The following is an 11,408-nucleotide window of genomic DNA, read 5'->3' on the forward strand; positions in this document are numbered from 1 at the left end:
CCGAGGAGCTCCCGTGTCCCGCACCGTCTACTACGTCGCCGCGAGCCTCGACGGCTTCATCGCGACACCGGACCACTCGCTCGACTGGCTCCTGACGCGGCACATCGACGAGGCAGGGATGCTCGGGCCCGCCGCGTTCGTCGAGGGCGTGGGAGCCATCGCGATGGGCGCCGCGACGTACGAGTGGATCCGGCGCCACCAGGACACGTGGGACTACACCGTGCCGACCTGGGTCTTCACGCACCGTGACCTGGCCGGGGTCGACGGTGCGGAGATCACGTTCACGAGTGCCCCCGTCGCCGACGTGCACGCGGCGATGGTCGGCGTCGCGGACGGTCGGGACGTGTGGGTCATGGGTGGCGGCGAGCTCGCGGGCGCGTTCGCCGACGAGGGGCTCCTCGACGAGGTGGCCGTGGCGTACGCCCCTGTGACGCTCGGCTCGGGTGCTCCGTTGCTCCCGCGCCGGCTCGAGCTGCGTCTGACGGAGGCGGCGCGCAACGGCGAGTTCTCCTGCGTGCGGTACGACGTGGTGCACCCGGGCTGAGGCCCGAGCGCCGGCTCGTACGGGGGAGGGGGCTACGCAGGCCCGGCGTCGACGACCTCGGACTCGCCGGGCATCCATGCGTCCCCGCGGGCCGGTCGGCGGACGCCATCGGGAGGCCACGCGCGCTCGACCACCGGGTCGTGTCCGTGACCTGCACGTGGACGTGGGGCTGGGTGCTGTTGCCCGAGTTCCCGCAGGCGCCCAGGTGGTGCCCCGCGGACACCTCGTCGCCGACGGCGACCGCGACAGTCCCGCGCCGCAGGTGGGCGAGGAGGACGTACGGGCCGCGTGGCGCGAGCGCGAGCACCACGTGGTTGCCGGCGACGGCCGGGACCCCCGACCTGACCCGAGCGGCCTGACCCAGCACGTAGGGGAGGAGCGTGAGCTGCGACCGACGCGCCGTGTGGTCGGGCTCGCCGTCGTGCACGGCGACCACCGTCCCGCTCGCGGGTGCGAGGATCGGGGCGCCGAACCCGCGGAAGGCCTCGGGACGTTCCACCCAGAGTGCCGTCCGCCACGTGCGCGGCGCGGGCAGCCCTCGCTCGTCGACGGCCACGAAGTCGATCGCGTAGGTCACGCCGAAGGCATGGGTCCCGTGGCTCGGCACCCGGCGCGCGGGGCTGTTGCGCGCGAGCCAGAGGCCACGGAAGGGCAGGTCGAGCAGCACGGGCTCGGGTGCCATGGGGATCCCTCGGGTCGGTGGGTGGTGCGCCACCCTCGATCCTGCCTGACCCTGCAGGCTCGGCTGACCCTGCTGACGCCGGCGGGCCGCTCCCACCTCGCCCAGTGCGGGCGCGGCCGTGCCCGTTGGACGCGGGCCGGCCCTCGCGCTCAGTCGGTGACGAGGGCTCCGCCGTCGGCCTGCCAGGCGGTGACGCCGCCCTGGAGGTCGTAGACGGTCGTGAAGCCCAGCTCGGCCATCCGATCGGTCGCGACACCCGAGCGGTTGCCGGTGCGGCAGTACACGAGGTACGAGCCGTCCTTCGTCAGCGCGGCGACGTCGTCGTCGAACGTCGCCGACTGGACGTCGAGGTTGATCGCGCCCTCCAGGTGACCCTCGGCGTACTCCTGAGGGGTCCGCACGTCGATGACGGTCACATCCGGCTCGGCGAGCACGTCGGCGGACTCGGCGACGGTCACGTCCGTGACGGCGGAGGACGTGGCACCGGACCCGTCGGAGCATGCGGCGAGCCCGAGGGAGACGGCGACGGCGAGCGCGAGGACGGTGGCACGGGAGCGTCTCTGCATACCCCCCAGGGTATCACCTCAACTTCGCTCTCGTGGTACTCGTCGCCTGTGCTTCCCCACCCCTTCACCCGCGCGCAACCAACGGGCAGGATGGCCCGCGTAGCGTCCTGCCGACGTCACCGGTCCGACGTCGTGCCGGTCGGCGGGGCCCAGGGGGAGCAGTCGTGTCCATGACGTCGCAGGTGGACCCGGTCGTCCCGCCTACCTCACCCGTGAGGTACGCGGTCGGGATGTTCGGCACGTCGATCCCGATCAACATGATCAAGGGCTCGATGCTCCTGTACTACGTGGACATCCTGGGGCTCGACGCCCGGGTCTACGGCGCCGTCATGGTCGTGTACGCCGTGATCGACGCGGTCGACAACCCCGTGCTGGGTCACCTCTCCGACCGCACCCGGACCCGGTGGGGCAGGCGGCGTCCCTGGCTCGTCGTCGGCGCACCGCTGCTCGCGGCGTCGTTGATCGGCTTCTTCTCCGCGCCCGCCTCGCTCGAGGGCGTCGGCCTCGTGGTGTGGTTCGCGGTCTTCGCCATCCTGTGCGAGGCGTTCGACTCGATGCTCAACGCGAACTACGGCGCCCTGCTCCCGGAGCTCTTCAGGCAGGAGGGCCGCCGGGCGACGGCCAACTCGCTGCGGCAGGGCTTCCAGCTCGTCGCGATGGTCATCTCCCTCGCGGTCACACCCCTGCTGACGACCTCCGTCCTGGGCTCGGAGCGCAGCACCGAGGGGTTCACGCGCACCGCCGTCGTGTACGCGCTCGTCGCGGCCGTCGCCATCGTCTTCATGGCCGTCGGCATGCACGAGAACCCGCGGTACGGCGAGTCCGCCAGGCCGCGGTTCCTCGCGACGCTCGCGACGATCGTCCGCAACCCACGGTTCTGGCAGATCGGCGTCGCGAGCGCGTGCTACGGCGGCGCCATGGCGCTCGTCCTGGCCGGCCTCCAGCTCTACGTGCGCTACTCGCTCGGGCTGCCCGTGAGCAGCGCGCTCCCGCTCCAGGGCGTCGTGATCCTGTTCTCGTTCGGCGGCCTCGTGGTCTGGACGCGCGTCGTCCGCGCGCGCGGCGCGGCCTGGACGTGGCGGGTCGCGTTCGTCGTGCTCGCGGTGAGCTTCGTCCCGCTCTTCTTCGCCACGACCCTCCTCACGGCGATCCTCGCGGGCATCGTGGTCGGAGCCGGGTACTCCGGGATGCTCGCGACGAACGACCTGGTCGTGGCCCGGGTCCTGGACGAGGACGCGGAGCGCCACGGCGTCCATCGCGAGGGGCTGTTCCTCTCGGCGTTCGGCTTCTTCGGCCGGCTCAACGGGATCGTCGTGGGTGCCGCGCTCGCCTCGCTGACGCTGTTCTTCGACTACCGCTCGGGTGACGCGCCGGGGGACGAGCCGGGCCTGGCCTTCCGGTTCTACCTGTGCGTGTACCCCTTCGTGCTCGCCGTGCTGGGCGCGGTCATCGCGCGGCTCATCACCGTCCCGGGGGAGCCCGGCGCCTCCGCCGGGCCGCGGGGCGCGATGCCGCCCGGCGTCGCCGCTGTCGCCGCCGAGTGCGCCGTCGAGACCGATCCTGGCGTCCGCGCCGATCCCGCCGAGCCGGCAGATCACGGCGTTCCCGCCGTCGGCGCCGAGCCCGGTGAGCCGGCCGCCCGCCCCACGCCGTGACGAGGCGGCGCCTGGTCCTGACCGCGGACGACCTCGGGGTCGACGCGCGCACCGACGACGCGATCCTCGCGCTGCTCGCCGAGGGCCTCGTCACGGCGACGAGCCTGATCGCCGTGGCCCCGGCGGCCGCGCGCGCCGCCGGTCGGCTGGTGCGGGACCTCGGGCTGCGGGCGGACGGTCGTCGTGTGGAGCCCCGGCTGCACGCGACGCTGACGAGCCCGCGCGAGGGCCCTGCGTGGCGGCCCCTGGTGACAGGTGCCGCCTCCCTCGTGACCGCCGACGGCGTGCTGCCGGTCGATCCCGTCGTCGTCGGTGCCCGGGCGGAGCCGGTCGACGTGCTCGCCGAGCTCGCGGCGCAGCTGTCGTGGATGCGTGCGGCGGGCCTGGACCCGGCGGCGATGGACTCGCACTCGGGGACCCTGTACGGGCTGCACGGGCGCTCGTTCCTGACCCAGACGCTGGGCTTCTGCGCGGAGCACGGGCTCGCCCTGAGGCTCCCCCGGGACCCCGTGCTCTACGTCGGTGGCGAGCTGCCCGCCGACCTCGCCCGGGCGCACCGCGGCGCGGTCGAGCTCGCGGACTCCCTGGGGGTCCGGCTGCCCGCGGCGATCGTCACGAACCGTCGGTCGGCGGCGGACCTCGGCGGGTACGACGGGCTGCGCGACCACTACGTGCGTCAGCTCGCGGCGCTGCCGGAGGGCGTGAGCGAGCTCTTCATGCACCCCGCGCCCGAGGAGGTGGCCGCACGTCTCGACGGGCCGGACGGCGTCACCCGCGCGTGGGAGCTGCGGCTCCTGCGGGACCCGGTCTTCACGCGGGCGCTCGACCGGGAGGGCCTGACCCTCTCCGCGGCGTGGTGACGGCGCCTCGACGCCGGGACCCCTGTGTCGCCGGACGTGGGGAGCGCCGCGCGGCGCCCGGCGTCAGCGCCGGATCAGCGTCGTGTCGAAGGTGTAGCGCTGCGCCCGGTAGACGTGCGTGCCGTACTCGATCACGGCGTCCGAGTCGTCGAGCGCGATGCGCTCCATGGTCAGGAGCGCGGCGCGAGGGCGCTCCTGAAGCAGCCGTGCCTCGGCAGCGGTCGCGAGGCGCGCACCGATCGACTGGTGCGCCACGCGGATCTGCACGCCCTGCTCGCGCAGCGCGTCGTAGAGGCCGTGCTCCTCGAGCAGCTCCCGGCTCGGGGCGACCTCGACCCTCAGGTGGTTGGTCAGGATCGCGAGCGGCTGGTCGTCGGCGTACCGCAGGCGGCGCATGGTGACGATGCTCGCCCCCAGGGGGCACCGCAGCGCCTCGGCCACGGGGCCGTGCGCGGTGACGACGTCGTACGCCAGCACCTCCGTGCGTGGCGCGCGCCCGGCGGCGGCGAGGTCGTCCTGGAGGCTCGTGAGCTCCATGGGTCGCCGGATGACCTCGGAGGCGACCTGCGTCCCGACGCCGCGCCTGCGCACGAGGAGCCCGGTGTTCACGAGGTCCTGCAGCGCCTGCCGGGCCGTGGGCCGCGAGACGCCGAGGCGCGAGGCCATGGCGACCTCGTTCTCGAGCCGCGTGCCGGGAGGGAGCTCGCCCGAGGTGATGAGCTCACGGATCGCGGCGGCCATCTGGTGGTAGAGGGGGACCGGGCTCGACCGGTCGAGCAGCACCCTGGGCTGGTGAGCCGGCGTCTCGCGCATCGCTTCCTCGGGCTCAGGGCAGGTCCTCGTCGGGGCACATCCTGCCACCTGGCGCGGTGCGGGTCGAGGACTCCTGCCGTTCATCCTCTAGACGTCAGTATGTCAGGACAATTGCTTGACGTGCCATCGCCCGTTGGGCACAGTGGACCTGGCCACGCCGACGTGGCGCCGGCGTCGAGCCGGTCGGACCTCGAGACCACGGGAAGCGGGCGACGATGACACGCGCACCTCTCGACGTCCTGACCGTCGGGCGCAGCGGCGTCGACCTCTACCCGTTGCAGACGGGCGTCGCCCTCGAGGACGTGCAGACCTTCGGCAGGTTCCTCGGCGGGAGCCCCACGAACGTCGCCGTCGCCGCGGCCCGGCTGGGACGCCGCAGCGCCGTGCTGACCGGCGTGGGGGACGACCCGTTCGGCCGGTTCGTCCGCAGGGAGATGGTGCGCCTGGGTGTGCTCGACGACCACGTGGTGGTCGACGAGCACCTGGCGACCCCGCTGACCTTCTGCGAGGTGTTCCCGCCGGACGACTTCCCGCTCTACTTCTACCGGCGGCCGAGCGCTCCCGACCTGCAGATCCGCGCGGAGCACGTCCCGGTCGACGCCGTCCGGGGCGCGGGCGTCGTGTGGCTCTCGCTCACGGGGCTCAGCGAGGACCCGTCCCGCTCGGCGCACGCCCGGATCCTCGAGGTGCGGGCCCGACGGCCGCACACCGTCCTCGACCTCGACTACCGGCCCATGTTCTGGCAGTCGCCGCAGGCTGCGCGGGACCAGGCCCTGGAGGCCCTCCCGGGGGTCACGGTCGCCGTCGGCAACCGCGAGGAGTGCGCGGTGGCCGTCGGGGAGACCGACCCCGACCGCGCGGCGGACGCGCTCCTGGACCTCGGTGTCGAGCTCGCCGTCGTCAAGCAGGGTCCGGGCGGCACGCTCGCCAAGAGCCGGACGCAGCGCGTGCACGTGCCCGCCACACCGACCGACGTCGTCAACGGCCTGGGCGCGGGCGACGCGTTCGGCGGGGGTCTGTGCCACGGCCTGCTCGCCGGCTGGCCCCTCGAACGGACCCTCGCCCTGGCGAGCGCCGCGGGCGCGATCGTCGCCGCCCGCCTCGAGTGCTCGACGGCGATGCCGACGCCGGCGGAGGTGCTCGCCGTCGTGGACAGGGGCGTCGCGCCCCAGGACGTGGAGCGTGCCGCATGACCTCGATCGCCGACATCCCGCAGATCCGCGCCTACGCGCCCGAGCGCATCGCCGAGGCGCTCGGGCGACGGCCCCGGGGCCGCATGCCCGAGCCCGGGACCAAGCTGATGATCATCGCGGCGGACCACGCCGCACGCGGGGTCCTCGCGGCGGGACACGCGCCCATGGCGATGGCGGACCGGACGGAGCTGCTCGAGCGGTGCATGACGGCGCTCGCCCGGCCGGGCGTGCACGGGTTCCTCGGGACGAGCGACGTCGTCGAGGACCTCGCGCTGCTCGGCGCCCTGGACGGCATGCTCGTGCTCGGCTCCATGAACCGCGGTGGCCTCGCCGGGGCCTCCTTCGAGATGGACGACCGGTTCACGGGGTACGACGCCGAGGGCGTGCGCCTGGCCGGCCTCGACGGCGGCAAAATGCTCCTGCGGATCGACGACTCCGACCCCGGCTCCCTCGGCACGATCGAGGCCTGCGCCCGGGCCGTGGACGCTCTCGCGGAGCGACGGCTGACCGCGCTCGTCGAGCCGTTCATCTCCCGCCGTGTCGACGGGCGCGTGCGCAACGTCCTGACGACTGAGGACGTCGTGCGCTCCGTCGCGATCGCGTCGGGCCTCGGCCGGACCTCCGCGTACACCTGGCTCAAGGTGCCGATGGTGGACCAGATGGAACGTGTCGTCGCGGCGTCGACGATGCCCGCGCTCGTCCTGGGCGGCGAGGTCACGCAGGACACCGAGGCGACCCTCGAGGGGTGGGGGCGTGCGCTGGCGCTGCCCGGCGTCGCGGGCCTCGTGATCGGCCGCTCGCTGCTCTACCCGCCCGACGGCGACGTCGCGGCGGCCGTCGACCGGGCGGTGGGGCTCCTGTGAGCGGCACCCGCCTCCACCTGCCCGCCGGGACGGCCGCGAGCGGTCCCTACGGTGTCGAGGTCACGCCCCGCACCGCCGGCTGGCGCTACAGCGGGGTCAGGGTCATCGAGCTCGCGCCCGGTGCCTCGCACACGCTCTCGACGCACGAGGACGAGGTGGTGGTGCTGCCCCTGGCGGGGGGCGCGACCGTCGACGCCGCGGGCGTGCGGTACGAGCTCGCCGGACGGCCCGACGTCTTCACGGCGGTCACGGACGTCCTCCAGGTCCCGCCCGGCACCGAGCTCACGATCTCCTGCGCCGACGGCGGGCGGTTCGCGCTGCCGAGCGCGCGCTCTCGCTCGGGCGGCGACGTCGTGCACCACGCCGCGAGCAGCGTGCGCGTCGAGCTGCGCGGCGCGGGCCAGAGCTCGCGCCAGGTCAGCACCTACCTCCAGGGCGGCACGACCCGGACCGAGCGGCTCCAGGTGTGCGAGGTCCTGACCCCGGCAGGCAACTGGTCCTCCTACCCGCCCCACAAGCACGATGAGCACCACGAGACCGAGCGGGAGCTCGAGGAGATCTACCTCTTCGAGGTCCGCCGCGGACCGGACGGGCCCGGGTTCGCCGTGCACCACTCGCGCGGCACGGCGGACGGCGGCGCGGAGCTCACGGTCCGCGTGCGGTCCGGCGACGTCGTGCTGGTGCCGGACGGCTTCCACGGGCCGACGGCGGCCGCGCCTGGGTACGACCTCTACTACCTCAACGTCATGGCGGGTCCGGCCGACGACGGGCTCTGGCTCGTGACCGACGACCCCGACCACCACTGGGTCCGCGACACGTGGCGGACGCAGGCCGTCGACGCGCGGCTACCCATGACGCAGCCCGCCGCGGCCGAGGGGACCCGATGACCCAGAGACTCACGGTCGGCCAGGCCGTCGTGCGCTTCCTCGCCGCGCAGCACAGCGAGCGCGACGGCGTCGAGCGCCGACTCGTCACGGGTGCGTTCGCCATCCTCGGGCACGGAAACGTCGCGGGCGTCGGGCAGGCGCTCCTGCAGAACGCGCTGGCGCCGGCGGACGGCGAGGAGCCGCTGCCCCTCTACCAGGCCCGCAACGAGCAGAACATGGTGCACGCGGCGGTCGGCTACGCGCGGACCCTGAACCGGTTGCAGACCATGGTCTGCACGGCGTCGATCGGGCCCGGGTCGACGAACATGGTCACGGGCGCGGCGCTCGCCACGATCGACCGCATCCCGGTGCTCCTGCTGCCCTCGGACACGTTCGCGACGCGGCGTGCGGAGCCGGTGCTGCAGCAGCTCGAGACCGAGCAGGCGCTCGACGTGTCGGTCAACGACGCGTTCCGTCCCGTCTCGCGGTTCTTCGACCGCGTCCAGCGCCCCGAGCAGCTGCCGTCGAGCCTGCTCGCCGCGATGCGCGTGCTCACGGACCCGGCCGAGACCGGCGCCGTGACGATCTGCCTGCCCCAGGACGTCCAGGCGGAGGCGTTCGACTGGCCCGACGAGCTCTTCCGTCGCAGGGTGTGGCACGTCGCCCGGCAGGTGCCGGAGCCCGCAGCGCTGGACCGCGCGCTCGCCGCCGTACGGGGCGCGCGCCGGCCCCTCGTGGTCGCCGGTGGGGGCGTCGTCTACTCCGAGGCGAGCGCCGCGCTGACCGCCTTCGCCGACGCGACGGGCATCCCGGTCGCGGACACGCAGGCCGGCAAGGGCGCGATCGCCCACGACCACCCCTGCGCCGTCGGCGGCGTCGGCGCGACCGGCAGCGCCGCGGCCAACGCGCTGGCCGCGCAGGCCGACCTCGTCATCGGCATCGGCACGCGGTACAGCGACTTCACGACGGCGAGCCGGACCGTGTTCGCCGACCCCGGGGTCCGGTTCGTCAACGTCAACGTCAAGGCGTTCGACGCCGCGAAGCTCGGCGCCGAGATGGTCGTGGCCGACGCGCGCGAGGCGCTCACGGCCCTGACCGGCGCCCTGGCCGGCCACCACGTGGATGCGGCGTGGACCGCGACGGTGCGCCGGGAGACCGACGCGTGGTCGGTCGAGGTCGACAGGTGCTACCGCCCCGGCCCGGGTCCCGTGCCGCGGCAGACCGAGATCTTCGGCGTGCTCAACGAGCTCATGGGGCCGCAGGACGTGCTCGTCAACGCGGCCGGTTCCATGCCGGGCGACCTGCAGGCGCTGTGGCGTGCGAGCAGCCCCGACCAGTACCACCTCGAGTACGGGTACTCGTGCATGGGCTACGAGATCCCCGCGGCGATGGGCGTCGCGATGGCCCGCCCGGGCGGTCGCGTCGTCGCGCTCGTCGGCGACGGCTCCTACCAGATGGCCCCGCAGGAGATCGCGACCCTCGTGGCGGAGGGCCTCGCGGTCGTCGTCGTCGTGCTGCAGAACCACGGCTGGGCCTCGATCGGTGCGCTGTCGCAGTCGCACGGCTCCCAGGGGTTCGCCACGCGCTACCGGATGCGAGACCCGGCGAGCGGCCTCCTCGACGGGCCCGACGTCCCGCTGGACATCGCCGCCAACCTGCGCAGCCACGGGATCGAGGTCCTCGAGCCGCGCGGCACGGACGAGTTCCGCACCGCGTTCGTGCGGGCCGCGGCGGCCGGGCGCACCACCGCGATCGTCGTCGAGACGGACCTGCAAGGGGCAGGCCCGTCCGCGTCGGCGTGGTGGGACGTCCCGGTCGCCGAGGCCTCGCGCCTCGAGAGCACGCGAGCAGCACGCGAGGACTACGAGCGGGCCCGGCGCAACCAGCGGCACCACCTCTGAGCGGCACGACCCCTGAACGGCACCACCCCCAACCACTCACGGAGGACTGTCATGAGACGCACCACGTGGGGCGCCGTCGCCGGCGCCGCGGCAGCAACGCTCGTCCTGGCGGCGTGCACGGGCGGCGACCCGGAGGAGCCGGCCGACGCGTCGGAGGCCGCGGAGGGCCCGGTGACCCTGACGATCGTGACCAACGCGATCTCGGGCGGCAAGAACGCCGCGGAGGCCGACTGGATCGCCGACTGGCTCATCCCGGAGTTCGAGTCCGCGATGGAGGCCGAGGGGCGTGACGTGACCGTCGTCTTCGAGGCGCAAGGCGTCGACGACGAGGACTACAAGACGAAGATCGCGCTCGACCTCCAGGCGGGTGGCGGCGCGGACATCATCGGCATGGACGGCATCTGGGTCGGCGAGTTCGCCGAGGCCGGCTACATCGCCCCTCTCTCGGAGGTCGGCGGCAGCGCGGTCGACGAGTGGGACGGCTGGGAGCAGATCCCCGACGCCGTCCAGAACGCCCTGTCGTTCGACGGGGAGCGCTACGGCATCCCGCAGGGCGCCGACGGTCGCGTGCTCTTCTACAACAAGACCCTGTTCGCGCAGGCCGGGCTCGACGAGGACTGGGAGCCCACGAGCTGGGACGAGGTCCTCGACGCCGCCCGCGCGCTCAAGGAGATCGAGGGCGTGATCCCGATCCAGCTCAACGCCGGGACGGCGATGGGCGAGGCGACGACCATGCAGGGCGTCCTGCCGATGCTCGTCGGCACCGGCGCGCAGGTCTGGGACGAGGACGGCTGGCTCGGGGGCACCGAGGAGCTCGGTCAGGTGCTCGACCTGTACCGGACGATCTACGTCGACGAGGGCCTGGGTGACCCCGTGCTCCAGCAGGAGGCCGCCGGGCGTGACACGTCGTTCGCGCAGTTCGCCGCCGGTGAGATCGGGATCCTGCTCGAGGGCGACTACTTCTGGCGGTCCGTGATCAACCCCGCGGAGGGCGTCGGCACGGCGCCGATGGCCGACCGGGACGAGGTCGTCGGGTACACCCGGATCCCGGCGCGGGAGCCCGGAACGGGCGTCAACGGGCAGGACTTCGTCTCGATGTCCGGCGGCACCGGTCGGGTGCTCAACCCGGGGTCGGAGAACCCCGAGCTCGCGTGGGAGCTGCTGGCGTTCATGAACTCCGCCGAGGCGTTCGAGTCCCGCGTCGCCGGGACCGTCTCGATCACCCCGCGTGACGACGTCAACGCGACGGTCCTCGAGGGCGACCCGATGCTCACGTACATCAGCGAGGAGGTGCTGCCGCTGAGCTCGTACCGGCCCGGCCTCGCGGCCTACCCCGAGGTGTCGCTCGCGCTGCAGGACGCCACGGCGTCCGTCGTCGCGGGGGACCCCGTCGAGGACGTCCTCGCCGCCTACACCGACGCCGTCGCCGGGATCGTCGGCGACGAGAACGTCAACGACGGCTGAG

General features: G+C 73.8%; 10 protein-coding genes and 1 pseudogene. 8 read left to right on the forward strand and 3 right to left on the reverse strand.

Features of this window, described 5'->3' with window-relative positions:
* Positions 1-13: 13 nt before the first annotated feature.
* Positions 14-544 carry a dihydrofolate reductase family protein gene (locus FZ988_RS05770; RefSeq protein ID WP_149203021.1) on the forward strand — a complete coding sequence of 177 codons (531 nt, stop codon included), beginning with the start codon at positions 14-16 and terminating at the stop codon, positions 542-544.
* A 202-nt stretch (positions 545-746) separates the two neighbouring features.
* On the opposite strand, the pseudogene FZ988_RS05775 reads toward FZ988_RS05770, so the two are convergent.
* A pseudogene (locus tag FZ988_RS05775) lies at positions 747-1,226 on the reverse strand (M23 family peptidase); the annotation flags it as partial.
* Between the two features lie 149 nt (positions 1,227-1,375).
* A complete protein-coding gene (locus FZ988_RS05780) occupies positions 1,376-1,792 on the reverse strand; it encodes a rhodanese-like domain-containing protein (protein ID WP_149203022.1) in 417 nt (138 codons plus the stop codon).
* Between the two features lie 170 nt (positions 1,793-1,962).
* Here FZ988_RS05780 and FZ988_RS05785 point away from each other — a divergent pair, with 170 nt between their 5' ends.
* A complete protein-coding gene (locus FZ988_RS05785) occupies positions 1,963-3,447 on the forward strand; it encodes an MFS transporter (RefSeq protein WP_149203023.1) in 1,485 nt (494 codons plus the stop codon).
* Positions 3,444-4,307 carry a ChbG/HpnK family deacetylase gene (locus FZ988_RS05790; RefSeq protein WP_149203024.1) on the forward strand — a complete coding sequence of 288 codons (864 nt, stop codon included), beginning with the start codon at positions 3,444-3,446 and terminating at the stop codon, positions 4,305-4,307. The genes FZ988_RS05785 and FZ988_RS05790 overlap by 4 nt, the downstream gene beginning before the upstream one ends.
* 63 nt (positions 4,308-4,370) lie before the next feature.
* On the opposite strand, the gene FZ988_RS05795 is transcribed toward FZ988_RS05790, so the two are convergent.
* Positions 4,371-5,120, reverse strand: coding sequence for a GntR family transcriptional regulator (locus FZ988_RS05795; RefSeq protein WP_149203025.1), 750 nt, complete (start codon positions 5,118-5,120; stop codon positions 4,371-4,373).
* 215 nt (positions 5,121-5,335) lie between these two features.
* Here FZ988_RS05795 and iolC point away from each other — a divergent pair, with 215 nt between their 5' ends.
* From iolC to FZ988_RS05820, 5 genes are read left to right on the forward strand one after another with little or no spacing between them, the layout of a single operon-like run.
* A complete protein-coding gene (iolC, locus tag FZ988_RS05800) occupies positions 5,336-6,313 on the forward strand; it encodes a 5-dehydro-2-deoxygluconokinase (RefSeq protein ID WP_149203026.1) in 978 nt (325 codons plus the stop codon).
* Positions 6,310-7,176, forward strand: coding sequence for a Cgl0159 family (beta/alpha)8-fold protein (locus FZ988_RS05805; RefSeq protein WP_149203027.1), 867 nt, complete (start codon positions 6,310-6,312; stop codon positions 7,174-7,176). Before iolC ends, FZ988_RS05805 begins: the two co-directional genes overlap by 4 nt.
* Positions 7,173-8,063, forward strand: a complete 891-nt coding sequence (iolB, locus tag FZ988_RS05810) for a 5-deoxy-glucuronate isomerase (protein WP_149203028.1) — start codon at positions 7,173-7,175, stop codon at positions 8,061-8,063. The genes FZ988_RS05805 and iolB overlap by 4 nt, the downstream gene beginning before the upstream one ends.
* Complete coding sequence (iolD, locus tag FZ988_RS05815; RefSeq protein ID WP_149203029.1) at positions 8,060-9,943, forward strand: 3D-(3,5/4)-trihydroxycyclohexane-1,2-dione acylhydrolase (decyclizing); 1,884 nt, start codon at positions 8,060-8,062, stop codon at positions 9,941-9,943. The genes iolB and iolD overlap by 4 nt, the downstream gene beginning before the upstream one ends.
* Before the next feature lie 51 nt (positions 9,944-9,994).
* On the forward strand, positions 9,995-11,407 hold the full coding sequence (locus FZ988_RS05820) for an extracellular solute-binding protein (RefSeq protein ID WP_149203030.1): 1,413 nt from the start codon (positions 9,995-9,997) through the stop codon (positions 11,405-11,407).
* Position 11,408 lies beyond the last annotated feature (1 nt).

The organism is Actinotalea subterranea (assembly GCF_008364845.1).
In the GTDB taxonomy this organism is placed as follows: domain Bacteria; phylum Actinomycetota; class Actinomycetes; order Actinomycetales; family Cellulomonadaceae; genus Actinotalea; species Actinotalea subterranea.